The organism is Sphingomonas leidyi (assembly GCF_011761945.1).
In the GTDB taxonomy this organism is placed as follows: domain Bacteria; phylum Pseudomonadota; class Alphaproteobacteria; order Sphingomonadales; family Sphingomonadaceae; genus Sphingomonas; species Sphingomonas leidyi.
This window is the reverse complement of record NZ_JAASQV010000001.1, coordinates 1,852,416-1,874,435: the sequence shown is the minus strand read 5'-3', so window position 1 is coordinate 1,874,435 and position 22,020 is coordinate 1,852,416. Positions and strand designations below refer to the sequence as shown.

Below are 22,020 nucleotides of genomic sequence, written 5' to 3'. Positions count from 1 at the left end.
GTGTCGCGGCTCCGCTGCCCTTGCCGCAGCCGGCGGATTCGTTTGCCTTCGGTCCGGGCGCTTCCGCGATGATGCTCGACATGCTGCCGGTGCCGGCCGCGATCATCGAGCTGCAGGAGCACGGCTTCGTCTTCGATGCGGTGAACCGGCCCTTCCGGCTCGCCGGGCTCGGCACCGTCGCCGGCGAATCGCCGCTCATTCGCCTGCTTGGTCCGCGCCTGCGCCGCTTCATCGAATCGAGCGAGATCCAGTGCGAGATCAGCTGGCAGTTCGGCGACGAAGTCGATGCCCGCCACTTCCGGGTGATGCTCGCCAAGCGTGCCGACCGCCGGGCCTTTCCGCGGTGCATGGTCACGTTGGTCGACCATACTTCGGAACTGCGCACGGAATACAGCCTCCGCCGGGAAATGGCGACCGACAGCCTCACCGGCCTGCCCAATCGCGCCGGATTCTCGGATGCGCTGGAGCACGCGATCACCACGGAGAATGCGCGGGACTTCGCGGTGCTCGTGGTCAATCTCGACCGGTTCAGCCGCGTCAACGCCTGTATGGGCGGCCTGGCGGGCGACGAGTTGCTGATCACGGTGGCGCGCCGTCTGAAGGGTGCGCTGCGCAGCCGCGACACGCTGGCCCGGATGGGCGGCGACGAGTTCGGCGTGCTGCTCACGCTCGACGAGGGGCCGGGCGATGCGCTGCACGTGGCCAAGCGCATCCAGGCGGCGCTGGCCAACCCGTTTCGCCTCTCGGACTTCGAGATCCGGGTGGACTGTTCGATCGGCATCGCCCTGGGCGCCGACAATGACGGCGATCCCGAGGACCTGGTGCGCAACGCCCAGTTCGCGGTGAAGCGGGCGAAGAAGAGCGGTCGTACCGAGATGTACCAGACCCACACCTTCGACATCGCCCGGGAACAGTTCGGCATCGAGACCGAACTGCGTCGGGCGATCGAGAACGGGCAGATGACGCTCTGCTACCAGCCGATCTGCGACCTCGCGACCGGCAAGATCACGTCGTTCGAGGCGCTGGCCCGCTGGACCACCGAAGATGGGGTGCGCCTATCGCCCAACGATTTCATTCCGGTCGCCGAGGAATCGGGCCTGATCATTCCGCTGGGCCGCTGGGCCATGGAGGAAGCGGCGCAGACCATCGCGGCCTGGGACCGCGCCTCGGGCGGCGATTGCGACATCAAGGTGGCGGTCAACCTGTCCGCGATCCAGCTGCAGCGCGATCATATCCCCGCCATGGTCAGGGGCGCGCTCGAGCGGCACGGAGTGGACGGCAAACGCCTGACTCTCGAACTCACCGAGAGCGCGATCGTCACCGATCCCGACCGCATCGCCCAGACGATGCACGCCCTCAAGGACATGGGCGCCACGCTGGCGATGGACGATTTCGGCACCGGCTATTCCAATCTCGCCTATCTCCAGAAGCTGCCGATCGACCTGCTCAAGATCGACCGCAGCTTCGTCTCCGGCATGCTGGCCGACCGCGACAAGATCGCGATCGTCCGCGCCATCCTCAGCCTCGCCCAGGCATTGGGCATGCAGACCACCGCCGAGGGCATCGAGACCAACGAGCTCGCCCAGACCCTGGCGGCGCTGGGCTGTACCTATGGCCAGGGCTTTCTCTACTCGCGCGCGCTCGAACGCGACGAGGCCTGGGCGCTGCTCGGCGAACCCAAGGCCTGAGCCACTGCTTCGTCGGCAAGGGCCGACACGCGGTCCGCGTCGGGAAAACCCTCGGCGATCCAGGCCTGCTCGACCTGTTTCATCAGCCGCGCCACTTCGGGCCCGGCCTTGATCCCGCGCGCGACGATGGCGCCGCCGCCGAGCGGGAAGCGCGGCGGCTGCCAGTCGCGAACCGCAAGCGCATCGGCGAGCGGACGGTCCGACAGGAGCAGCTGGTCGAGCGCGGCCTCGGCACCGGCGCGATAGGCAAGGGCATGCGGCGTGCCTTGGGGGGCCACCGCGGCGGCGGCGAGGCGCCGGCGCTGGGCATTGGAGAGCTTGAGCCGTGCCGCGACCTGCTCCGCCACCACGGGATCGGCCGGGATCAGCGCGGCGAGGCGGCGGATCGCATCGGGCGCGACATCGGCTGCGGTTTCGCGGGCGGCGAGATGGGTGAAGCGCGCCGCCGACACGATCTCGGGCAGCACGGGCGCGAAGATGCCGTGTGCGATCATCAATTCGACCACCCGCACGGCGTCGCGCGCGATGAGCAGCTTCAGCAGCTCGTCGGCGATCCGCTCGCGGCTGAGTGCCATCAGGTCCCTGGAGCGGGCCGTGCAGGCCGCCAGCCCCGCCGGGTCCGCCACGTCGCCGAACCGGGCGAGGAAGCGGAAGAAGCGGAGGATGCGCAGGTGATCCTCCGCGATGCGCTGGAGCGGATCGCCGATGAAGCGGACATGCCGCGCCTCGAGATCGGCCAGGCCGCCGAAATAGTCGAAGATCGCGCCGGTCGCCGGATCGGCATAGAGCGCATTGATCGTGAAGTCGCGGCGGGCGGCATCCTCGCGCCAATCGTCGGTGAAGGCGACGGTGGCGCGGCGCCCGTCGGTCGAGACGTCGCGGCGCAACGTGGTGACTTCGACCGGGCCGCTCTCCAGCACCGCGGTGATGGTGCCGTGGCCGATGCCGGTGGGAACGGCGCGGATGCCGGCGCCCTTGAGCAGCTCGACCACGCGTTCGGGCGCGAGCGGCGTGGCGACGTCGAGATCCGAGACGGGGATGCCGAGCAGGGTATCGCGCACCGATCCGCCGACGAAGCGCACGTCGGCAAGCACCTCGACCAGCTGCGCCAGCCCGGCGCGATGGCGCCATTGGGCGTCGGGAAGAGTCATACCGCCCATTGCAGCCGCCTCGACAGATTGACCAGCATCGCAGCCGTCGCCCCCCAGATCCGGCGATCCTGCCAGAGTATTTCGTAATAGTGTCGCTCGCGGCCCTGATATTCGGTCACCTGTTCGCGCTGGTTGGCGGCATCGAGCAGGAAATCGAGCGGCACCTCGAAGACGCTGGCGACTTCCGCCTCGGACGGCGTGAGCCGCAGGTCGGGCGGGACCACGCCGATCACCGGCGTGACGACATAGTTGGTGACGGTACGGTAGCTGTCGGCGACGCCGACCACGTCGACGATATCGGGTGGCAGCGCGATCTCCTCCTGTGCCTCGCGCAGCGCCGCGCCGATCGGGCCGTCGTCGCCCGGATCGATGCGGCCGCCGGGAAAGGCGACCTGGCCGGCGTGGCGGCGCAGCGTCTCGGTGCGCTGGGTGAGGATCACGCCAGGGACGCGGCGATCGGTGACTGCGATCAGCACCGCGGCGGGGTTGCCCTGTACCGCGGGGTCGAAGTCGTAATGGTCGCCCGGCAGCAGCAGCGGCGAGTGATCGGCCGCAAGCGCGGCCCGCAGGCGATCGGCCAGGCTCATGCACCGGGCTCCAGCGCGAAGAAGCTGCCGTTGCTCCATATGCCGGGGGGCGTGCTCCCATTGGCCAGGGCGAGCTCGGCCAGTTCGTAATAGACGCTGCGCGCGACCAGCGCCTCGATCCCGCCGCGGACATGGAGATAGGGACGAGGGCCGTCCTCGCGCTCCTCGAAGCGCAGGCCGCGATCGGGGCCGGCGGCGACCAGTTCGCCGGTGTTCAGGCGGAAGGCGAGCTTCATGCCCGGGCCTTCGCCCTCGCGCTTCATCTCGACTGCGACGAAGGGCGCGTCTTCAACGTCGATATCCAGCTTTTCGACGGGCGTGACGAGGACGAAACGCCCATCGGCTTCGCGGCGCAGGATTGTCGAGAACAGCCGTACCATCGGCATGCGGCCGATCGGCGAGCCCTGGTGGAACCAGGTGCCGTCGCGGGCGATGCGCATGTCGCTGTGCCCGCAATGCGCCGGGTTCCAGCTGTCGACCGGCGGCAGCCGGTTCTCCTGGGCCAGGCGTGCGATCTCGGCGAGCGAGAGGCTGGCGAAGTCGGGTGGAGGCGGGGAAGGCATCGATTCGCTTCAGCCGGCAGGGCGGACGGGGCCGCGGAAGTTTACGAAACATACGCCGCAGAGGCCCCGTTTCCCGCATGCCCGACGATCCGGGGAGCGAAGGGCATGAAGGCGGCGTGGCGGACGATCAGCCATGCCGGGGACCCAAGCAGACAAAGCCCTGTTTTGGAAGCCCCGGAAGCGGCACTCAACGCTTAGGCGGCACGTCGAAGACGGGCCCCGACCATGCCCGGGCCCGCCGGTACGCCGGCGCCGCGCGCGAGCAGGCGGCGGGGCTCGAACGGGCCGGGCAGGCGCCAGCCGCCGGTCCTTTCCGCAGTGAAATCGAAGAAACGGCCATAATATTCGGGGTCGCCGACCAGCATCAGCGCATCGGCGCCGGGAAGCGGCGAGCCTTCCGCAGCTTCGAGCATCCGCTCCATCAGCATGCGGCCGATGCCGCCCTGCTGGCGATCAGGCTGGACCGCGACGGGCCCCACCATCACCATCGGCGCGCTGCCGCCGCCATCGCATTCGAGCGCGACCGGCCAGCACTGGATCGTGCCGATCAGGCTGCCATCGTCCGCCACCGCGGCGAAGCTGAGCTCGGGAATCTCGGAAGTGCCCAGGCGGACCCGGTACGCAGTGCGCGCGCGTCGGCCCGGACCAAAAGCACGGTCGAGCAGAGTCTCGACGGCCTGAGGGTCCACGGTCTCGAGCGGCAGCAATGCGATCACTTCATATATTCCTTTCGTAACGCCCCGAGATCGAACTCGGGGCCGCGCGAGATAGCGCCGATCGGCGCTTTCGCAATACTGAATATATCTGCGCCGCATGTTGCGCCGCACGCACGCGCGGAGGGGCGGGGTTTCGCGGGCGCGCGCATCTGCTATTGGGCGCGGCCTGTCCTCCCTGAAAGGCCCAGGCCACTTGTCCGATTCCCTCCAGCTCCAGGTGCATGACCTGGAAGTCGAAGTCCTCACCGGCGTCTATTCGGAAGAGACGCACCTGCCGCAGCCGCTGCGCATCTCGGTAACGGTGGACATCGCCATGCCCGAGCGCTTCGAACCCGACACGCCGCTCAAGGCTTCGAAGAACTATATGGACGTGAAGCACGCGGCGACCGACGCGCTGCCCAAGGACGTGCACTTCACGCTGGTCGAGGCCGTGGCCGAACATATCTGCGACACCCTGTTCGTCGGCGATGCGCGGGTCCGGCGGGTCGAGGTGCGCATCGTCAAGCTCGCCATTGCCGAGCAGGGCGAATCGATCGGCATCACGCTGGTGCGCGACCGGAAATAGCGTCGCCCCGGCCCTTGCCGGGGCGACGCTCGATTTCAGGCGCAAGGCCCCAGCGAGCGCAGGACGAATTGATAGTCCTCCCGCGCCTTCGCGGCGTTCTGGGGATCATCCGACTCGACGCTTTCGGCCGGCAGGCTGCGCGGCAGACCACAGGCGAGACGGTACCAGAGGAAGCTGTTCGCGCTCGGCGCGCCCGCCGATTCGTCGACAATGTCCCCCAATGAAACACTCCAGCGCGCCGCCTCGCCCGGACGGCGGAGTATCTGGAGCGATACGGGCGCGCCGCTCGCGGTCTGCAGGAAGACCTGGGTCTCGCCCTCGCCGGGCAGCGAACCGGGCACGTGGAAGGCATTGCCGACGCCGGTGATCGCGGGGGGCGCGTCGGCTGCAAGCGCGTCCTTGGTGATCGCGCGAATCTGGGCATCCAGCTCGGGCAACCAGTTCATCTGGCTCTGCAATCCGGTGAGCTGCACCATGCCGGCGCGGCCGGGAACGGGGCGGGCGAACAGGAGCACGCGCAGCTTGGCGAGCTTGGGCGGCTTGCCCCTGGCATTGAGCGGAACATCGGCCGTGTAGGTGATGCGCGTGGCCATGGCCTGGTTGCCCCGAATCAGGGCGGAAACATCGGCTTCGACCAGGAAACGGGCCGCGCCGGCGGCCAGACCGGGCGATTCTTCGGGCTTCAGCCGGTCGGCCTTGCGGATGTGCGCGTCAATGATCAGCGGGGCCGTGGTCACTTGCCGCGCCAAGGTGGCGTAGCTGGGTAAAACGGCGGCGGTTTGTGCCTGCGTTTGCTGGGGCTTAGCGGCTGCACCTAAGGGTGCACCGAGCGCAATCGCGCAAGAAAACATGGCTGGAAAGGTGCGGTTCATATCGTTCGGATTACCGGATTGTGCCACGGCTATACAGAAATAATTCTGCCGTTGGGCGACCGTACGCCCTGATTGTCCGACAAAGGGTTTGCGTCCACCCGGTGCGCGCGATAGAGACTCGCCCGCTGCCGATCATGACGCATATAGCGCACGGCGGGCAGGCTTGTGCACGGGTCGCAGAATCCCGCCGCACGGGGTTGCATGTCAGGATTAGAGAAGTGACGTTGCCGGATGTCTTACGCTGACCGTAATACAAGTGGCAGTCGCGTCATCGCGATCATACTGGTCGCGATCATCGTGGCTGGCATGGGGTACGCCTTCGTCACGGGCCTTGCATATCAATATATCAAGAAGCAGGCGGAGAAGCTGAACACGTTCGACGTGGAAGAGCCGCCGCCCCCGCCCGAGGAAGTGCCGCCGCCGCCGCCGCCGCCGGATACTCCGGTGCCGCCGCCGCCCACCCAGATCGTCGTGCCGCCGGCCGCGGTTCCGGTGCCTACCCAGGCGCCGCCGATCCCGACCACGTCGATCATCCCGCCGCCGCCGCCGATCACGCCGCCGGCTCCGCCTGCGCAGCCGGCTCCTCCGCCGCCGCCGCCGGCTCCGCCGCGGATCGCCAAGAAGCTCACGCCGCGTGGCTCGCCGCAGGGCTGGGTGACGGACGACGACTATCCTGCCGCGGCGCTGCGCGCCGAGCAGGCCGGCACCGTCCGCTTCCGCCTCGACGTGGACGCGACGGGCAAGGTGACCAACTGCACCGTGACGGGTTCGAGCGGCGTGTCCGTTCTCGACAGCACGGCTTGCTCGCTGCTCAAGCGCCGCGCCCGGTTCAATCCGGCCGAGGACGAGAGCGGGAACAAGATCCCTGCACCCTATAACGGCAGCTTCACCTGGAAGATCCCGAGCTAGCCCGTGTGTTTCACCGGCGCGCTCCCCGCGGGGCGCGCCGGGCGATTGGATAAAAAGCGCTATTTAGTTAGAGGAAAGAACCGACAATGCTCACGACCATTCTCGCCGCCGCGGCGCCCAAGGAAAATCCGTACGGCCTGATTCCGGCGCTCCGTGAGGGCGGCCTGATCTCGCAGACGGTGTTCGGCATCCTGGTGCTGATGCTGTTCTTCTCGCTCTACATCCTGTTCACCAAGCTGTTCGAGCAGCAGAAGATCCTCAACCAGGCCAAGCGCGTCCGCGCCGGCTTCTGGAACGCCAACAGCCTGCGCGAAGGCGCGGCGAAGCTCGAGAAGAACTCGGCCTATCGCCAGCTGGTCGACGACGGCCTGGCCGCTCAGGAGCAGCACTCGAAGCTGACCGATCCGGTCGAGGCGCATGACTGGCTGCACGGCTCGCTCGCCCGCTCGGAGGACCTGATCAACTCGCAGCTGAAGAGCGGCCTGTCGTTCCTCGCCACCGTGGGTTCGACCGCGCCGTTCATCGGTCTGTTCGGTACCGTTATCGGCATCATCCGCGCGCTCGTGAAGATCGGTGCCGCTGGCCAGGCGTCGATCGACGCGGTCGCCGGTCCGGTCGGTGAAGCGCTGATCATGACCGCCGTCGGTCTCGCCGTCGCCGTGCCGGCCGTGCTCGCCTTCAACTGGCTGCAGGCCCGCAACAAGAAGATCTCGGAGAGCCTGAACGCGTTCTCGAACGATCTGCTCGGCTATCTCGCTTCGGACGGCCGCGTCCGTCCGGCCGCCGCCAAGGCTGCTCCCGCCAAGGCCGCTCCGGCCGCGACGACCAGCACCGCGCCGCGCGCCTAAGCGATCTGGAATATGCGGGCCGCGCATTCCCCGGGATGCGCGGTCCGGCTCCGGCTTCGGCCGGAGCTTGGATTAGAAGGATAGGATAGCGCGCAATGGCGATGAGCGTAGGCGGGGGCGGTGAAGACGCTCCCATGTCGGACATCAATACCACGCCGCTCGTCGACGTGATGCTGGTGCTCCTCATCATCTTCCTGATCACGGTTCCGGTCGTGATCCAGACGGTGAAGCTGGAGCTCCCCAAGGTTCAGTTCGAGCCGACGACCACCAAGCCCGAGAACGTCTCGCTCTCGGTCACGGCCAATGGCGGCAGGTGCGAAGTGTTCTGGGGCATGACCCCGGTGACGAGCAGGGAACTGGTCGACAAGGCGGTCGAGAAGCTGCGGAAGGAAATCGACAGGCAGGGCGGCATCAACGCTGCCGGCCTCGAGCTTCCCGAAGTGCACATCCGCGGCGACGTGAACACGCCCTACCGCTGCATCGGCGGCACGATCTTCGCCATGCAGATGGCGGGTTTCGTCAAGGTCGGCTTCATTTCCGAACCGCCCGCCGGCTCGGCCACGGTCCGTCTCTGACGGCCTGCTCAAAGGAGTTTAGACTATGGGTATGAGCGTGGGCGGCGGCGGTGACGACGGCCCGATGATGGAAATCAACACGACGCCGCTGATCGACGTCATGTTGGTGCTCCTGATCATGATCATCATGACGATCCCGATTCAGACGCACGCGGTGAAGGTCGACCTTCCGCAGTCGAACAGCAAGCCGCAGAACATCGTCGAGCCGGAGAAGAACAAGGTCTATATCGATGCGCAGGGCCAGGTTTACTGGAACAGCGCGCCGATCGACGACGTGACGCTGCGCCAGTATCTGGATCAGACGCTGCAGATGTCGCCGGAGCCGGAGCTGCACTTCCAGCCCGACCCGCAGACGCGTTACGAAGTCGTCGACCGGGTTCTCGCGATCATCAAGCGCGCGAACGTGAACAAGCTCGGCTTTGTCGGCAACGAGCAGTATCGCAACGATTTCTGATCCGCCGTCCCAGCGGGGCCGGATTTGAGACAAGGGAAGGCGGTCCTTCGGGGCCGCCTTTCTTTTTTGCTCCGGAGCCCGGACGCATGCGACAAGTGGCTTGTATGCCTGACGCGGAAGTGTAACACTACTGACTTCAAAGAGTCACAAAACTGTCTTTGTGGCGTAATAGAAGGAGTAGGAGTTATGCGCATCGCGCTCATTGTCCTTGCCGCCGCCCCGTTCGCGCTCGCCGCGCTTCCGGCGCAGGCCCAGCGTGGCAACGGGGATCCTGTCGCCAGTGCCGCGATCTTCGACGGCAATTTCTCGAAGGCCGAGCAGCAGCTCAACAGCCGGCTTCGCCTCGATCCCGACCAGCCCGAACTGCTGCTCAATCTAGCCGCGGTCTATGCGCAGACCGGACGCACGTCCGAAGCGCGGGCGCTCTATCTGCGCGTGCTCGAGCAGCGCGACTTCGAGATGGACCTCTCGGCGGACCGCGTGTCGACTTCGCATGCGATCGCCAACAAGGGGCTTCAATATATCCGCACGCTCCAGCTGAGCGCGCGCTGAGCCCATTTCCCGCCGCCTGGCTGCGTGATGCGCGGCCGGCGGCCAACAAGCGGCGCCGCCCCATCGCGGCGCCGATTTCATTTTCGGGAAAGCCCTAGAGCCGCGGCAGCGTGACGCCGCGCTGGCCCATATATTTGCCCGCGCGATCGGCATAGCTGGTCTCGCAGGGCTGATCGCCCTTGAGGAACAGGAACTGGCACGCGCCCTCGTTCGCATAGATCTTGGCGGGGAGCGGCGTGGTGTTCGAGAATTCGAGCGTGACGTGCCCCTCCCATTCGGGCTCGAGCGGCGTCACGTTCACGATGATCCCGCAGCGTGCATAGGTCGACTTGCCGAGGCAGATGACCAGGGTATCGCGCGGGATGCGGAAATATTCGACGGTGCGGGCCAGCGCGAAGCTGTTGGGCGGGATGATGCAGACGTCGGTCTTGCGATCGACGAAGCTGTTCGCCGCGAAATCCTTGGGATCGACCACCGCCGAATCGACATTGGTGAAGATCTTGAACTCGTCGGCGACGCGCGCGTCATAGCCATAGGAGCTGAGGCCGTAGCTGATGCAGCCCTCGCGGCGCTGCGCCTCGACAAAGGGCTCGATCATCCCGGTGGAGAGGGCCTGTTCGCGAATCCAGCGGTCTGAAAGGATCATGGCGCCGGTTTTGCCGGAAGCGCGCGACAGGGCAAGTCCCCGTCGCGCCGGCCCGGCTCAGACCATGCCGAGGTCGCGCGGCCCGAACGCGGCGGGGAGCAGCTGCGAGAGCGTGTACGCGGCGATCTCGTCGCCCGCGGCACCACCGCAGAATACCGGCAGGTCGTGGCCGCCGAGCTGCGCGGCTTCGTTGATGATCTGGCGGCAGCGACCGCACGGGCTCACCGGCGCGGTGTCCGCATGGCCCATCCGGCCGCCGATCACGCCGATCGCGACGACCTCCGCCAGGCGCCCCTCGCTGCTCGTCTTGGCCAGCGCCACCGTCTCGGCGCAGAGCGACAGGCCGTAGCTCGCATTCTCGAAATTGGCGCCGGTAACCATGGTCCCGTCCGAGAGCAGCACCGCGGCGCCGACCGCGAAATTGGAATAGGGGGCATAGGCATGTTTCGACGCCGCGCGCGCGGCCTCGATCAGCGCCCTGGGGTTCACTTCGCTCATTTCGCCATCACGTCCCAATTGACCGGTGCGCCGATGCCTTCGATGCGGCGGTGGCGCGATGCCTGCCATATCGACCATGGCCGCACGAAATACGAGGGGGGGAAGAAGGCCTGGCGGGCCCAGAGCAGGCGCGGAAAGGCATCGCCGAGGCGATATTGGCTCTCGAAGCGGCTCGAGACCATCAGGATCGCAGGCTTGCCGATATGCGTCTCTACATCGTGGAGGAAGCGCCCCAGCTCGCCGAGCACGACCTGGCGCTCGGGCCGGGCCGGGCAATCGGGCTGGAAATCGACTTCCACCGCGGGCGGCAGCTGATCGTCCGAACGCGGCACCGTCGTCATGAAATTGCCTGCCTGGTCGGCGGCGAGTCGGCACAGCGAATAGACGTGAAGCGCCCCGCGGCGGATACCGGCCTCGAACGTCCAGCGCCAGTTTTCCGGGAAGCGCAGGTCGCGTGCATCGGCGCCGGTGGTGGCACGGATATAGGCGAAGTCGATACCGGCCTTCTTGGCGGTCCACCATTCGATCGGCCCGGCTTCTTCGGACACGTCGACCCCTTGCACGGGGAAATCGCCGGGCGAGGGGCGCCAGCGCGAGGCGAACAGCCATGCGCTCCAGCCGAGCAGGCCCAGAAGGATCAGCCCCGGCACGACGAAGCGCAGCCGGCGCGCGAGAACGCGGAGGTGCACCTGTCTAGCCCTTGATGTGAAGCACGCAGATCAGCGTGAACAGGCGGCGGGCAGTGTCGAAATCCACCTCGATCTTGCCTTCCAGCCGTTCCTTGAGCAGCGACGCCGCGTCGTTGTGGATGCCGCGCCGCGCCATGTCGACGGTCTCGATCTGAGCGGGCGTGGCGTTGCGAATCGCGGCATAATAGCTGTCGCAGATGGCGAAGTAATCGCGGATCGGGCGCCGAAAGGCAGCGAGGCCGAGAATCAGCGCCTCCTGCAGGGCGCCGTCCTTGCGCTTGATCTCCAGCGCCAGGCGCCCCTCCTGCACGGCGAGGTGGAGCTTGTAGGGGCCGGCATAGCCGTCCGCCTGCGGGCGCTGCGGCGCGAAGCTGTTCTCCTCGAGCAGGTCGAAGATCGCGATCCGGCGTTCCTGCTCGATGTCCGCCGAGCGCCAAAGGATAGTGCGTTCGTCGAGCGTCACGTCTATGATGCGCGGATCGGCCATGACCGGCTCCTATCCGGTCATGCCCGTTATCCACAAGCACGCAACGTTGATGCCGCCGGACGAGCGCGTCACAGGAGAGTCATGGCGCAGCCTATCCCCCTTCCGATTCCCGATTCTCCCGAGGGCCTGAGCCTGCCTGCGAACGTGGAGGCGGAGGCGGCGCTGCTCGGCGCGATGATGATCGACAACCGAGTCGCGGAGGATGTTCTCCAGAAGCTGCGGCCCGAGCATTTCTTCGAGCCGCTGCACGGCCGGATCTACGATGCGATCGCGACGCTGGTGGGCGACAACCGGCTGGCCACGCCGGTGACGCTCAAGCCGCTGTTCGCGGCCGACGCGGCGATGAAGGAACTGGGCGGCCCCGCCTATCTGGCGCAGCTGACCGGCAATCCGGCCAGCCTGATCGGTGCGCGTGCGTTCGCGGACCAGGTCTACGATCTCGCCATGCTGCGCGCGTTGGTGGGCGTCGGCCGCGCGCTCGTCGACAATGCGCTCGACACCAGCCAGGAGATCAATCCGGCCAAGCAGATCGAGCAGGCCGAGCTCAAGCTCTATGAAGTCGCGGAAAAGGGCGGCGAGGATACCGGCGCCAAGAGCTTCACCCGCGCCGCGACGGTGGCAGTGCGCCATACCGAGCGGGCGATGAACTCGGGCGGCAGCGTTTCGGGCATCACTTCGGGCCTGACCGACTTCAACGCGATGACCGGCGGCCTCAACCGATCGGACCTGCTGATCCTCGCCGGGCGCCCGGGCATGGGCAAGACCTCGCTCGCCACCAACATGGCGTTCAATGCGGCCAAGCGCTATCTCGACGACATGGAGGCCGGCATCCCCGAGGAGAAGTCGATCGGTGCGCCGGTCGCATTCTTCAGCCTCGAAATGTCGGCCGATCAGCTGGCGCTGCGTATCTTGTCCGAACAGTCGGAAGTCAGTTCGGAGAAGCTGCGCACGGGCAATATCTCGGGCCCCGAGTTCATGAAGTTCGCGCGTGCGGCAGGCGATCTGGAGCGGCTGCCGCTCTATATCGACGACACGCCCGGCCTCACCATCGCCGCGCTGCGCACCCGGGCGCGGCGGCTGAAGCGCCAGCACAAGATCGGCTTCGTGGTGGTCGACTATCTCCAGCTGCTCACCGGCTCGGCCAAGGCATCGGGCGACGGGCGCGTGCAGGAAATCTCGGAGATCAGCCGCGGGCTGAAGACGCTGGCCAAGGAACTGCACGTGCCGGTGCTCGCGCTTTCCCAGCTCAGCCGTGCGGTGGAAAGCCGCGAGGACAAGCGGCCGCAGCTTTCGGACCTGCGCGAATCGGGCTCGATCGAGCAGGACGCCGATATCGTGCTGTTCGTGTACCGCGACGAATATTATCACGACTTCAAGGCGCCCAAGGCCCCCGACGGCAACTCGACGCCCGACGAGATCGCCAAATACCAGGCCTGGCACGACCATCAGCTCCAGGTGGCGAACAAGGCGAGCGTGATCATCGCCAAGCAGCGCCACGGCGCCACCGGCACGGTCGACCTGCGCTTCGATCGCCAGTTCACCAAGTTCAGCGACCTGGCACCCGGCGGCTATTGACGCTTTCGTTCGCGCGACGAAACAAAATCGGGCAAGATGCGTCCTAGCAACGCGAAGCCGACGGGCAGCGCGGAGAGGAGGGCGGCGATCCGGCCTGATGACGGAGGAGCGGCAAGATCGCGAGCGGCTGCGGCTGCAAGCGCTGGAGGCATATGAGATCCTCGATACGCCGCGCGAGCCGGCGTTCGATGAGGTCGTGCGGCTGGCGGCCGACATTTGCGAGGCGCCGATCGCGCTGGTGAGCTTCGTCGGCAACGACCGGCTGTTCTTCAAGGCGGCGCATGGCGTGGACCTGCTCGGCATGGATCGCGACATGTCGTTCTGCGAGAGCGCGCTGCTCCAGGACGAGCTGATGCTCGTCCCCGACGCCTCGCAGGATCCGCGCTTCGCCCAAACGCCGCTGGTGGCTGGCGATTCGCACATCCGCTTCTATGCGGGTGCCCAGTTGCGCACCGCCGAGGGGCTGCCGATCGGAACCTTGTGCGTGCTCGATGCCAAGCCCCGTGGCCTCGACGACCTCCAGCGCCGCACGCTCGAAGTGCTCGGGCATCAGGTGATGCACCAGCTCAACCTCCGGCGCGAGCTCAAGCTGCGCGACGAGAGCGACCTGCGCTACCGCACGCTGTTCGACACCATGGGCGAGGGATTCTGCATCATCGAGTTCCTCGACGGACCGCACGGGCCGATGAGCGACTATGTCCATGTCGAGGCCAACGCCGCCTATGCGTTGCACGCGGGCATACCCGATGTGGTGGGGCAGCGGCTGCGGGAAATGGTGTCGGACGAGGCGGACGACTGGATCGCGCGCTATGGCGACGTGCTGCGCACGGGCAATCCGATCCGCTTCGAGCGCGAGCTGGAGGCGACCGGGCGCTACCTTTCGCTATCGGCCTTCCGGATCGAACCGCCCAGCCGCAGGCAGGTTGCGGTGCTGTTCCAGGACGTGACCGGGCGGCGCCGGGCGGAGAGGGACCTGCTTGCGCTCAACCGCACGCTGGAAGCGCGCGTGGCCGAGGCGCTGGCCGAACGCGCGGTACTTGCCGATATCGTCAACGGCAGCGAAGCCTTTGTCCAGGTGGTCGACATGGAAGGGCGCTGGGTTGCGGTGAACAACGCGGCGATGGTCGAGTTCGAGAGGATCTTCGGGGTGCAGCCGCAGATCGGCGCGCGGCAGGTCGATCTGCTCGAGGGCCATGCGCACCAGGACAAGGTGCGCGGGGTATGGGACCGCGCGCTGGCCGAGGACGGCTATTCGAACATCGTCGAATATGAAGCGCCCGACGGTGCGCTCCATTTCTACGAGCAGCGCTTCAGCTCGCTGCGCGATGCCGAGGGGCGCAAGATCGGCGCCTTTTCCTTCGTCTACGATGTGAGCGAACGGCTGCGCGAGCAGGAGCGGCTCCGTCACGCCGAGGAGGCGCTGCGCCAGGCGCAGAAGATGGAGGCGGTGGGCCAGCTCACCGGCGGGATCGCGCACGATTTCAACAATCTGCTCGCCGGCATATCGGGGGCGTTCGAGATGATCGGGACGCGGCTGTCGCAGGGGCGCGGCCGCGAGGTGGAGAAATATCTTGCGGCGGGCCAGGGGGCGACCCGGCGTGCCGCGGCGTTGACGCATCGGCTGCTCGCATTTTCGCGGCGCCAGACGCTTTCGCCCAAGGCAGTGGTGATCAACCGGCTGCTCTCCGACCTGGTCGAGCTGGTGCGCCGCACCGTGGGACCGGCGATCGAAGTGGAGACGGTTGCGGCAGGAGGGCTCTGGCCCACCCTGGTGGACGCCAACCAGCTCGAGAACGCGATCCTGAACCTCTGCATCAACGCGCGTGACGCGATGCCGGGCGGCGGCAAGATCACCATCGAGACGGGCAATAAGTGGCTCGACCACCGCACCGCGCGCGAGCGGGGGCTGGAGCCGGGCCAATATGTCGCAGTCTGCGTGAGCGACACCGGCACGGGCATCGCGAAGGAGATACTCGACCGGGTATTCGATCCCTTCTTCACCACCAAGCCGCTGGGCGAGGGGACGGGGCTGGGCCTGTCGATGGTCTATGGCTTCGCGCGGCAGAGCCATGGCCAGGTCCGGATCTATTCCGAGCTGGGCCAGGGGACGATGGTGTGCGTCTACCTGCCGCGCTATCCGGGCGACGAAGACGAGCCGGGGCCGGCGCCGGGCAGCGTCGCGGCGCCTGCCAGCCATGAAGGCGAGATCGTGCTCGTGGTCGACGACGAGCCGACGGTGCGGATGCTGATCGTGGATGCGCTGGGCGAGCTCGGTTATTCCTGCCTGGAAGCGGCGGACGGTCCGGCGGGCCTCAAGCTGCTGGAGAGTGCCGAACGGATCGACCTGCTGATCACCGATGTCGGCTTGCCGGGCGGGCTCAACGGGCGACAGGTGGCGGACGCGGCGCGGGCGGGGCGACCCGGCCTCAAGGTGCTGTTCATCACCGGCTATGCCGAGAATGCCGTGCTCAACCACGGCCATATCGAGCATGGCATGGAAGTGCTGACCAAGCCCTTCGCGGTCGACGACCTCACCGCCCGCGTCGAGCGGATCATGCGCGAGCGGTGATGGAATTCTCGTTCCCGGGAAGAGAGGGAATCAGAAGCTCGGCTGGTTGGGATCGCCATCCTCTACCGGCGTGTGGATGCCGCATTCGGTCTTGTCCCAACCGCGCCAACGACCCGAGCGCGGATCCTCGCCCGCCTTGACCACGCTGGTGCACGGAGCGCAGCCGATCGAGAGATAACCTTGCGCCTCCAGCGGGTGGCGGGGCAGGTCGTGCCGTTCGAACCAGGCTTCGATATCCGTCTTGGTCCAGGTGGCCAGCGGGTTGAACTTCAGCCGGTCGCCGTCGAGCTCGAAGCGGGGCAGGGCATTGCGGGTCGATGCCTGGAACGCCTTGCGGCCAGTGATGCTGGTGTCGAAACCCGCCAGGGCCCTTTCCAGCGGTATCACCTTGCGGATCTCGCAGCAGCCGTCCGGATCATAGGACCAGCGCAGGCCGGTGGAGTCGCGCTTCTCGATCGCTTCCGCATCGGGGGCGACGATCCGGAGATCGTTCAGGCCGAGATGGGCCGCGAGCTGGTCGCGATACGCCAGCGTCTCGGGGAAATGCTTGCCGGTATCGAGGAAGATCACCGGGGTATTCGGGTCGGCCTGGGCCACCAGATGCAGCAGCGCCGCGCTCTCGGCGCCGAAGGAGGAGACGAGCGCGGCGTCGCCGAGCATGTGGTTGCCCAGCACCTCGCGCAGCATCTCCGGCGTGTCGGTGCCGCGGAACAGGTTGTTGAGGCGGATCGCGTCCGCCGCGGTCCAGCGCGGGGCGATATCGAGGCGATCGATCTCCCGTTCCAGCTTGCGTGCCGCCTCAGCCATGCCGGTGTTTCCACACCGGCATCGCGGCGTCTGCGGCGGCCTGGTAGTGATATTCGTACCGGGCGAGGCTGGCGGCGAGCACGGCTTCGTCGACCGGCGCCTCGGGCGCGAAGCTGTCGAAGCCGCAGCGGCGCATCAGCGGAATCTGATCGACCAGCACGTCGCCCTGCGCGCGCAGCTCGCCCGTATAGCCCGCCTCGCGCAGGATGCGGCCGGTGGAATAGCCGCGGCCGTCGCGGAACTTGGGAAAGCTCACTTCAACCAGGGCGAGGCGATCGAGATGGGGCAGGAGCGCGCGCGCATCCTCGCCCGCCTCGATGCGGACGGCGGTGGCGTTGGACTGGCCGAGGAAGCCGTCGAGCGTGACCGCGGGTTCCTCATGCGCCTCGTCGGTACGGTAACGCAGCAGGTCACCCATAGATCGCCTCCTTGAACGGGGCCATGCCGAGGCGACGATAGGTGTCGAGGAAGCGCTCGCCTTCGTCCCGCTCGCGCAGATAGACGTCGGTGGCCCTTTCGATCGCGTCGACGATGCCGTCCTCGCTGAAGCCGGGACCGGTGATCGTGCCGAGCGAGACGTCCTCCGCGCCCGAGCCGCCCAGCAGCAGCTGGTAGTTCTCCACGCCCTTACGGTCGACGCCGAGGATGCCGATATGGCCGGCGTGATGATGGCCGCAGGCGTTGATGCAGCCGCTGATCTTGAGCTTCAGCTCGCCCAGTTCGCGCTGGCGGCCGATATCCGAGAAGCGGGTGGCGATCTTCTGCGCAAGCGGGATCGAGCGGGCATTGGCCAGCGAGCAATAGTCCAGGCCCGGGCAGGCGATGATGTCGCTGATCAGGTCGAGATTGGCCTCGGCCAGCCCGGCGTCGCGCAGCTGCTGCCAGATCGTGTGGAGATCGGCCTTGCGGACATGCGGCAGCACGATGTTCTGGGCATGGGTGACGCGCAGTTCGTCGAAGCTGAACCGCTCGGCGAGATCGGCCATGAGGTCGATCTGGTCGGCGCTGGCGTCGCCCGGGATGCCGCCGATCGGCTTCAGGCTGATCGTCACCACCGCATAGCCGGGCTGCTTGTGCGCCGAGACGTTCTGGTCGAGCCAGACCGCGAAATCGGGGTCGCTGCGGTCGAGCTCGTCCGCCGCGCGCGCATCATAGGCGGGCGGGGCGAAATGGGCGGCGATGCGGTCGAACTCGGCCTGGGGCGGATCGATGCCCAGCGCCTTCACGGCCCGGAACTCCTCCTCGACCTCGGCGGCGTATTGCTCCGCGCCCAGTTCATGGATCAGGATCTTGATCCGCGCCTTGTACATGTTGTCCCGCCGGCCATAGCGATTGTAGACGCGCAGGCACGCCTCGAGATAGCTGACGAAATCGTCGAAGGGCACGAAATCCTTGATCAGCGGCGCGATCATCGGGGTGCGCCCCATGCCGCCGCCGACATAGACCTCGGCGCCCAGCCGGCCGTCGCGCTCGACGATCCGCAGGCCGATATCGTGCAGGCGCATCGCCGCGCGGTCTTCCTCGGCAGCGATCACCGCGATCTTGAACTTGCGCGGCAAATAGCTGAATTCCGGGTGGAAACTGCTCCACTGGCGCAACAGCTCCGCCCAGGGGCGCGGATCGGTCAACTCGTCCGCGGCGGCGCCGGCGAACTGGTCCGACGAAATATTGCGGATGCAATTGCCGCTCGTCTGGATGGCATGCATCTCGACCGTGGCGAGATCGGCGAGGATATCCGGCGCGTCCTCGAGCTTGATCCAGTTGTACTGCAGGTTCTGGCGCGTGGTGAAATGACCATAGCCGCGATCATATTTGCGGGCGATGTGCGCCAGCATGTGCATCTGGCGGCTGTCGAGCGTGCCATAGGGCACCGCGACGCGCAGCATATAGGCGTGGAGCTGGAGATAGAGGCCGTTCATCAGCCGCAACGGCTTGAACTGGTCCTCGGTGATCTGGCCGGCGAGGCGGCGCTGCACCTGGTCGCGGAACTCCTCGACGCGGGATGCGACGATGGAATGATCGTATTCGTCGTATTTGTACATGTTAGTTCCTCCCCGGAACGGGAAGGGGGACCATGCGAAGCATGGTGGAGGGGGTCCGCCACGCATGTCTCGCCTGGGGCAGGGCCCCCTCCACCACTCGCGGCGCGAGCGGTTCTCCTCCCCGTTCCGGGGAGGAGCTGAAAATCGCGCTCATATTACCCAGCTTCCGGCATTCGGATCCGCCGGCTTGAGGGTCAGGTCCGGGCGGACAGTGGGGCCGAGCGCGCGGATGCGGTCCTTGATGTGCGCGGGGCGCGGACCCTCGGGCGTCGCGGTGGCGTCGATCACATAGGGGCCGTTGACGCGTCGCGCGCCTTCCTCGGCATGCGCGATCGCCTCGCCCTGGTCGCCGACATCGACGGCATCCTCCACATGGCGCGACCAGCCGGTGCCGGTCCACCAGGTGACGTCTCCGGTGGGGAGGTCGTTTCCGGTGAGCAGCTTCATGCCAGCGCCTCCGCCGCATTCGCCCAGTTGGCGAGCTTGTCCTCGGCGTCGGCGAGCATCACGACCTCGCCGACGATGATGATCGCGGGACTCCGCACCTTCTCGCGCGCGACCATCGGGCCGAGATCGGCGAGCAGCGTGCGCATGGCGCGACTGCCCTCCAGCGTCCCGCGCTCGAGCACGGCAACGGGCATGTCGGGCGAGACGCCGTCATTCATCAGCTTCTCGGAGATGTCCGGGCAGGTGGCGACGCCCATATAGATCACCAGCGTGCGGCCCTTGCCCGCCAGCCCGGACCAGTCCTGCGCGCTCAGGCCCTTGCACTGGCCGGCGACGAAGCTGACCGCGCTCGACCAGTCGCGATGGGTGAGGGGCAGGTGGACCTCGGCGGCCGCGCCCAGCGCCGCGGAGATGCCCGGGATGACTTCGACGGGCAGGCCGGCGGCGCGCACGGCTTCGACTTCCTCGCCGCCGCGGCCGAAGATGAACGGGTCACCCCCCTTCAGGCGGACGACGATCGCGCCGGTCTTCACATGCGCGACGATCAGGGCGTTGATCGCATCCTGTGGCAGGGTGTGCTTCGAGCGCGACTTGGCGACCGAGATGCGGTGCGCCTGGGGCGCCAGATCGAGCACGCGGGGATCGACCAGCCCGTCATGGACGAGCACATCGGCCTGGCCCAGCGCTTCGACGGCGCGCACGGTGAGCAGGCCCGGATCACCCGGGCCGGCGCCGACAAGGATCACGCGCCCGCGCGCGGTAGGATCGAGGAGCGTTGCCATTTGCGGCAAATGGCCCCCGCAGACGTTCGCGACAACCGAGGCTTGATTGGGGCCGGGCTAGCGAAACTATCCCGGCCCCCGGAATCAGCCGACGTTCGGCCCCGTCGGGATATATTGCGCGACGATCGGCGGCACGGCGATCGCCATGCCGAAGTTGAACCTGTTGTAGGTGGGCATATCCGGCACCCACATCTTGTGGGACAGGGTGACTAGATAGATCCGGCCGCCGTCGTTGATGAGGACGGACCCGTTGGTCAACGGTTCGCCGGAGGGGGCATTGTCCACCAGATAATCGTTCACCGAGATGCCGTCCCAATTGCGGAAGAGCTGGACGTAGGTTTGGGGATTCGGAATTATCCGGAGAATTCCGTTCAGCATAAGGTAAATATTAGGTCCGCTGGATCCCTTCACGCGCTGACCATCATATTTCCTCCAATCGACAACATCCGAGAATCCTTGCGATACTTCCTTGATGTCGGCTGATTTCTCGAGAACTAGCTCCATGTGAAATCTCCATATATTTCATGAAACTCGCAATATGCGAGGGTTCATACAGGAAGTGCCGGTCATTGGCGGCATGCGACTGTGAGATATACTATATTCAACTTTCGTTTTTCGGGAATTTATCGGGTCCGAAATGGCTTTGACGCGCCGATCTTGCGCGATCTAGTCGCCATGCGTTGCCGCGAGCGCATGGGCATGCGCCTGGATCGCGGCCCGCGTAGTCGCGTCGCCGTCGAACACGCCGTACCAGCCCTGCGGTTCGTGCGGCGGATCGCCGAGCCAGGCGGTGTCGCCGGGGCGGAAGCGGTGATCGCCGCGTGCGGGCCGGCCTTCGCCGTTCCAGGCCCAGAAGTTCGAGCCCGTGATCGGCCCGCCAGCCCTCGCGCTGGCTTCGACCGCATCGTAGATCAGCTTGTAATACAGATCCCGGAACCGCGTCGCCGACTCCGGGTCATAGCCGCCGCCGTCGCGCGGATAGCCGAACTCCTCGATCACCAGCGGCTTGCCCAGCTCGGTGGCCAGCGCGATGTGGCGGGCGATATATTCGCGTACCCTGGCGAGGCTCGCCTCGTTGGTGCCGGCCAGGTTCCCGGCATCGACCCAGCCCCAGTTGAGCGGCCAGATATGCGCCGTCAGATAGTCGATCTCGGGGAAGCCATGGGCGGCCCTGTAGATATCGGCGCGCTCGATCGAGCCCATCAAGCCCTCGCTGCCCGTCGAGACGAGATGCCGCGGCGCAAGCGACTTGATCAGCCTGGCTGTCCCCTGGATCCAGCCATAATAGGCCGAAAGCAGCGGTTCGGCCGCCTTGGCGCTGCCGCCGGGGCGCGGCTCGTTGGCGAGTTGCCAGGCCATGATCGCCGGATCGCCGGCATGGCGCTCCACCGTGGCGCGGACATAGTCGCGATACAGGCCCACCGCTTCGGCATTGGCATAGAATTGCGCGGCCATGTCCGGGAATGCCGGCCACGGGTGCGCGGGATCGTTCATGTCGAGATACTTGCCGCCATTCGCCCAGCTGAGATAGGTCATCATCCCGCCCGACCATTCCCAGAAATTGGTGAGGTAGAGCACCGCCCTCATGTCGCGCCGGACGAGTTCCGAGAGCGCGAAGGCCAGGCCTTCGACCAGTGCCGGGTTCCAGGCGCTGCCCCGGGTGCGGAAGGCGGGCTTCACCGAATTCCGGAGCGGCGAATCCTCGGCCGAAGCGGCGATGCGCAGGTTGCGGACGCCCATCGCGGCAAGGGCATCGAGTTCGCGGCGCAGGCGATCGCGATTGCCCCAGGGGGCATCGGCGCCCAGCCAGGCGGCGTACCACATATTCGCGCCGACGAAGCGATGGGGCTTGCCGCCGAGGAACAGGCCCGTGCCCCGGCGCGTGACGAAATCGCCGGGCGAGGCAGCGGCGACGGGGAGGGGCAGCGCGGTGCCGGCCAGCGCGGCGGCACCCGATCCGAGCACGGACCTGCGGGTGAACATGGTCTTCCTCCCCTG

25 protein-coding genes are annotated in these 22,020 nt (G+C 66.8%); 9 read left to right on the top strand and 16 right to left on the bottom strand.

Annotated features, from left to right (window positions below; all coding sequences use genetic code 11):
• The first annotated feature begins 71 nt into the window (after positions 1-71).
• Positions 72-1,688: a putative bifunctional diguanylate cyclase/phosphodiesterase gene (locus FHR20_RS08985; RefSeq protein ID WP_167299443.1), complete on the top strand. Its 1,617-nt coding sequence runs from the start codon at positions 72-74 to the stop codon at positions 1,686-1,688.
• Here FHR20_RS08985 and FHR20_RS08980 read toward each other — a convergent pair.
• From FHR20_RS08980 to FHR20_RS08965, 4 genes are all read right to left on the bottom strand, one after another.
• Positions 1,628-2,848, bottom strand: coding sequence for a CCA tRNA nucleotidyltransferase (locus FHR20_RS08980; protein ID WP_425057375.1), 1,221 nt, complete (start codon positions 2,846-2,848; stop codon positions 1,628-1,630). The genes FHR20_RS08985 and FHR20_RS08980 overlap by 61 nt on opposite strands.
• Positions 2,836-3,426, bottom strand: a complete 591-nt coding sequence (locus FHR20_RS08975) for a CoA pyrophosphatase (protein ID WP_167299177.1) — start codon at positions 3,424-3,426, stop codon at positions 2,836-2,838. The genes FHR20_RS08980 and FHR20_RS08975 overlap by 13 nt, the downstream gene beginning before the upstream one ends.
• Positions 3,423-3,989, bottom strand: coding sequence for a DUF1285 domain-containing protein (locus FHR20_RS08970; RefSeq protein WP_167299176.1), 567 nt, complete (start codon positions 3,987-3,989; stop codon positions 3,423-3,425). Before FHR20_RS08970 ends, FHR20_RS08975 begins: the two co-directional genes overlap by 4 nt.
• Positions 3,990-4,183: 194 nt before the next feature.
• On the bottom strand, positions 4,184-4,705 hold the full coding sequence (locus FHR20_RS08965) for a GNAT family N-acetyltransferase (protein WP_167299175.1): 522 nt from the start codon (positions 4,703-4,705) through the stop codon (positions 4,184-4,186).
• Positions 4,706-4,898: 193 nt separating this feature from the next.
• Here FHR20_RS08965 and FHR20_RS08960 point away from each other — a divergent pair, with 193 nt between their 5' ends.
• Positions 4,899-5,270 (top strand): dihydroneopterin aldolase, encoded by a 372-nt coding sequence (locus tag FHR20_RS08960; RefSeq protein ID WP_167299174.1) that lies wholly within the window; start codon positions 4,899-4,901, stop codon positions 5,268-5,270.
• Positions 5,271-5,305: 35 nt separating this feature from the next.
• On the opposite strand, the gene FHR20_RS08955 is transcribed toward FHR20_RS08960, so the two are convergent.
• Complete coding sequence (locus FHR20_RS08955; RefSeq protein WP_243857161.1) at positions 5,306-6,142, bottom strand: hypothetical protein; 837 nt, start codon at positions 6,140-6,142, stop codon at positions 5,306-5,308.
• A gap of 231 nt (positions 6,143-6,373) precedes the next feature.
• Between FHR20_RS08955 and FHR20_RS08950 the strand changes: the two genes are divergently transcribed.
• From FHR20_RS08950 to FHR20_RS08930, 5 genes are all read left to right on the top strand, one after another.
• Positions 6,374-7,051, top strand: coding sequence for an energy transducer TonB (locus FHR20_RS08950; RefSeq protein WP_167299173.1), 678 nt, complete (start codon positions 6,374-6,376; stop codon positions 7,049-7,051).
• A gap of 86 nt (positions 7,052-7,137) precedes the next feature.
• The gene (locus FHR20_RS08945) at positions 7,138-7,899 is read left to right on the top strand and encodes a MotA/TolQ/ExbB proton channel family protein (protein WP_086129974.1); all 762 of its coding nucleotides are present in this window, start codon (positions 7,138-7,140) and stop codon (positions 7,897-7,899) included.
• Positions 7,900-7,994: 95 nt separating this feature from the next.
• Positions 7,995-8,474: an ExbD/TolR family protein gene (locus FHR20_RS08940; protein ID WP_137863851.1), complete on the top strand. Its 480-nt coding sequence runs from the start codon at positions 7,995-7,997 to the stop codon at positions 8,472-8,474.
• Between the two features lie 31 nt (positions 8,475-8,505).
• Positions 8,506-8,928: an ExbD/TolR family protein gene (locus tag FHR20_RS08935; RefSeq protein ID WP_086129972.1), complete on the top strand. Its 423-nt coding sequence runs from the start codon at positions 8,506-8,508 to the stop codon at positions 8,926-8,928.
• Between the two features lie 186 nt (positions 8,929-9,114).
• Positions 9,115-9,480: a tetratricopeptide repeat protein gene (locus FHR20_RS08930; RefSeq protein ID WP_086129971.1), complete on the top strand. Its 366-nt coding sequence runs from the start codon at positions 9,115-9,117 to the stop codon at positions 9,478-9,480.
• Between the two features lie 94 nt (positions 9,481-9,574).
• Here FHR20_RS08930 and dcd read toward each other — a convergent pair whose 3' ends face one another.
• The 4 genes from dcd to FHR20_RS08910 are packed head-to-tail and all read right to left on the bottom strand — an operon-like array spanning position 9,575 to position 11,800.
• Positions 9,575-10,126, bottom strand: a complete 552-nt coding sequence (gene dcd / locus FHR20_RS08925) for a dCTP deaminase (protein ID WP_086129970.1) — start codon at positions 10,124-10,126, stop codon at positions 9,575-9,577.
• A gap of 57 nt (positions 10,127-10,183) precedes the next feature.
• Positions 10,184-10,624, bottom strand: a complete 441-nt coding sequence (locus FHR20_RS08920; RefSeq protein WP_167299172.1) for a cytidine deaminase — start codon at positions 10,622-10,624, stop codon at positions 10,184-10,186.
• Positions 10,621-11,313, bottom strand: coding sequence for a GH25 family lysozyme (locus FHR20_RS08915; RefSeq protein ID WP_167299171.1), 693 nt, complete (start codon positions 11,311-11,313; stop codon positions 10,621-10,623). The genes FHR20_RS08920 and FHR20_RS08915 overlap by 4 nt, the downstream gene beginning before the upstream one ends.
• Before the next feature lie 4 nt (positions 11,314-11,317).
• Complete coding sequence (locus FHR20_RS08910; RefSeq protein ID WP_167299170.1) at positions 11,318-11,800, bottom strand: UPF0262 family protein; 483 nt, start codon at positions 11,798-11,800, stop codon at positions 11,318-11,320.
• Positions 11,801-11,881: 81 nt separating this feature from the next.
• On the opposite strand from FHR20_RS08910, the gene FHR20_RS08905 reads away from it, so the two are divergent.
• A complete protein-coding gene (locus FHR20_RS08905; RefSeq protein WP_167299169.1) occupies positions 11,882-13,375 on the top strand; it encodes a replicative DNA helicase in 1,494 nt (497 codons plus the stop codon).
• A gap of 97 nt (positions 13,376-13,472) precedes the next feature.
• A complete protein-coding gene (locus FHR20_RS08900; protein WP_167299168.1) occupies positions 13,473-15,944 on the top strand; it encodes an ATP-binding protein in 2,472 nt (823 codons plus the stop codon).
• Positions 15,945-15,974: 30 nt separating this feature from the next.
• On the opposite strand, the gene FHR20_RS08895 is transcribed toward FHR20_RS08900, so the two are convergent.
• The 7 genes from FHR20_RS08895 to FHR20_RS08865 form a co-directional block, all read right to left on the bottom strand.
• Complete coding sequence (locus FHR20_RS08895) at positions 15,975-16,751, bottom strand: phosphoadenylyl-sulfate reductase (protein WP_167299167.1); 777 nt, start codon at positions 16,749-16,751, stop codon at positions 15,975-15,977.
• Positions 16,744-17,169, bottom strand: a complete 426-nt coding sequence (locus tag FHR20_RS08890; protein WP_167299166.1) for a DUF934 domain-containing protein — start codon at positions 17,167-17,169, stop codon at positions 16,744-16,746. Before FHR20_RS08890 ends, FHR20_RS08895 begins: the two co-directional genes overlap by 8 nt.
• Entirely contained in the window at positions 17,162-18,793 is a 1,632-nt protein-coding gene (locus FHR20_RS08885) for a nitrite/sulfite reductase (protein ID WP_167299165.1), read from the bottom strand. The genes FHR20_RS08890 and FHR20_RS08885 overlap by 8 nt, the downstream gene beginning before the upstream one ends.
• Positions 18,794-18,943: 150 nt before the next feature.
• Positions 18,944-19,240 carry a DUF2849 domain-containing protein gene (locus FHR20_RS08880; protein WP_086129961.1) on the bottom strand — a complete coding sequence of 99 codons (297 nt, stop codon included), beginning with the start codon at positions 19,238-19,240 and terminating at the stop codon, positions 18,944-18,946.
• Positions 19,237-20,022 carry a uroporphyrinogen-III C-methyltransferase gene (gene cobA / locus FHR20_RS08875; RefSeq protein WP_167299164.1) on the bottom strand — a complete coding sequence of 262 codons (786 nt, stop codon included), beginning with the start codon at positions 20,020-20,022 and terminating at the stop codon, positions 19,237-19,239. Before cobA ends, FHR20_RS08880 begins: the two co-directional genes overlap by 4 nt.
• Before the next feature lie 84 nt (positions 20,023-20,106).
• Complete coding sequence (locus tag FHR20_RS08870) at positions 20,107-20,526, bottom strand: hypothetical protein (protein WP_167299163.1); 420 nt, start codon at positions 20,524-20,526, stop codon at positions 20,107-20,109.
• A 162-nt stretch (positions 20,527-20,688) separates the two neighbouring features.
• Entirely contained in the window at positions 20,689-22,005 is a 1,317-nt protein-coding gene (locus FHR20_RS08865) for a glycoside hydrolase 5 family protein (RefSeq protein ID WP_167299162.1), read from the bottom strand.
• Positions 22,006-22,020: the final 15 nt, after the last annotated feature.

Bases quoted from the DNA above. Each gene is read 5' to 3' on its own strand.
- FHR20_RS08870 (WP_167299163.1), bottom strand. From the start codon at position 20,526: ATGGAGCTAGTTCTCGAGAAATCAGCCGACATCAAGGAAGTATCGCAA.
- FHR20_RS08935 (WP_086129972.1), top strand. From the start codon at position 8,506: ATGAGCGTGGGCGGCGGCGGTGACGACGGCCCGATGATGGAAATCAAC.
- FHR20_RS08890 (WP_167299166.1), bottom strand. From the start codon at position 17,169: ATGGGTGACCTGCTGCGTTACCGTACCGACGAGGCGCATGAGGAACCC.
- FHR20_RS08910 (WP_167299170.1), bottom strand. From the start codon at position 11,800: ATGGCCGATCCGCGCATCATAGACGTGACGCTCGACGAACGCACTATC.
- FHR20_RS08980 (WP_425057375.1), bottom strand. From the start codon at position 2,848: ATGGGCGGTATGACTCTTCCCGACGCCCAATGGCGCCATCGCGCCGGG.
- FHR20_RS08885 (WP_167299165.1), bottom strand. From the start codon at position 18,793: ATGTACAAATACGACGAATACGATCATTCCATCGTCGCATCCCGCGTC.
- cobA (WP_167299164.1), bottom strand. From the start codon at position 20,022: ATGGCAACGCTCCTCGATCCTACCGCGCGCGGGCGCGTGATCCTTGTC.
- FHR20_RS08950 (WP_167299173.1), top strand. From the start codon at position 6,374: ATGTCTTACGCTGACCGTAATACAAGTGGCAGTCGCGTCATCGCGATC.
- dcd (WP_086129970.1), bottom strand. From the start codon at position 10,126: ATGATCCTTTCAGACCGCTGGATTCGCGAACAGGCCCTCTCCACCGGG.
- FHR20_RS08930 (WP_086129971.1), top strand. From the start codon at position 9,115: ATGCGCATCGCGCTCATTGTCCTTGCCGCCGCCCCGTTCGCGCTCGCC.
- FHR20_RS08975 (WP_167299177.1), bottom strand. From the start codon at position 3,426: ATGAGCCTGGCCGATCGCCTGCGGGCCGCGCTTGCGGCCGATCACTCG.
- FHR20_RS08900 (WP_167299168.1), top strand. From the start codon at position 13,473: ATGACGGAGGAGCGGCAAGATCGCGAGCGGCTGCGGCTGCAAGCGCTG.
- FHR20_RS08945 (WP_086129974.1), top strand. From the start codon at position 7,138: ATGCTCACGACCATTCTCGCCGCCGCGGCGCCCAAGGAAAATCCGTAC.
- FHR20_RS08865 (WP_167299162.1), bottom strand. From the start codon at position 22,005: ATGTTCACCCGCAGGTCCGTGCTCGGATCGGGTGCCGCCGCGCTGGCC.
- FHR20_RS08970 (WP_167299176.1), bottom strand. From the start codon at position 3,989: ATGCCTTCCCCGCCTCCACCCGACTTCGCCAGCCTCTCGCTCGCCGAG.
- FHR20_RS08955 (WP_243857161.1), bottom strand. From the start codon at position 6,142: ATGAACCGCACCTTTCCAGCCATGTTTTCTTGCGCGATTGCGCTCGGT.
- FHR20_RS08895 (WP_167299167.1), bottom strand. From the start codon at position 16,751: ATGGCTGAGGCGGCACGCAAGCTGGAACGGGAGATCGATCGCCTCGAT.
- FHR20_RS08920 (WP_167299172.1), bottom strand. From the start codon at position 10,624: ATGAGCGAAGTGAACCCCAGGGCGCTGATCGAGGCCGCGCGCGCGGCG.
- FHR20_RS08985 (WP_167299443.1), top strand. From the start codon at position 72: ATGCTCGACATGCTGCCGGTGCCGGCCGCGATCATCGAGCTGCAGGAG.
- FHR20_RS08880 (WP_086129961.1), bottom strand. From the start codon at position 19,240: ATGAAGCTGCTCACCGGAAACGACCTCCCCACCGGAGACGTCACCTGG.
- FHR20_RS08940 (WP_137863851.1), top strand. From the start codon at position 7,995: ATGGCGATGAGCGTAGGCGGGGGCGGTGAAGACGCTCCCATGTCGGAC.
- FHR20_RS08905 (WP_167299169.1), top strand. From the start codon at position 11,882: ATGGCGCAGCCTATCCCCCTTCCGATTCCCGATTCTCCCGAGGGCCTG.